Here is a 560-nt window from a genome sequence, read left to right on the forward strand (position 1 = left end):
GCTGGTGTGCGAGGCCCCGGATGCGTGTGCGCGCTACCTGACGATGTTGATCAGACGGCCCGGTACCACGATCAGCTTGCGCGGCGCGGCGCCCTCCAGCGCGGCGACGATCTTCTCGTCGGCCAACGCCGCCGCCTCGACCGCGGCCTGGTCCGCATCCGCCGGCACGGTGACGCGGGAGCGCACCTTGCCGTTGACCTGGATCGGGTACTCGACGGTGTCCTGGACCAGGTACTGCGCGTCCGGGATGGGGAAGGGCTCGTAGGCCAGCGTGGCCTCGTGGCCCAGGATCGACCACAGCTCCTCGCTGATGTGCGGGGCCAGCGGCGCCAGCATCAGCACCAGCGGCTCCGCCACCGACCGCGGCGCCCCACCGGGGTACTGCTTGGTCAGGTGGTTCGTCAGCTCCATCAGCTTCGCGGCCGCGGTGTTGTAGTGCAGTGCCGGGTAGTCCTCGCGCACCCCGGCGATCGCCTTGTGCAGCGCCCGCAGGGTGTCGACGTCCGGGGTCTCCTCCGTGACGCGGGACCAGCCGGTGTTCTCGTCGACCAGGTTGCGCC

1 protein-coding gene is annotated in these 560 nt (G+C 70.9%); it reads right to left on the reverse strand.

The genetic code is table 11. The features are described from left to right. Positions 1-33: 33 nt before the first annotated feature. Positions 34-560: class I tRNA ligase family protein (locus ABFY07_RS42870; protein WP_346179635.1), on the reverse strand; the 527-nt coding region annotated here is incomplete at its 5' end.

Origin of the sequence: Streptomyces sparsogenes subsp. cuspidosporus (genome assembly GCF_039532705.1) — a bacterium.
Taxonomy (GTDB): domain Bacteria; phylum Actinomycetota; class Actinomycetes; order Streptomycetales; family Streptomycetaceae; genus Streptomyces; species Streptomyces sparsogenes.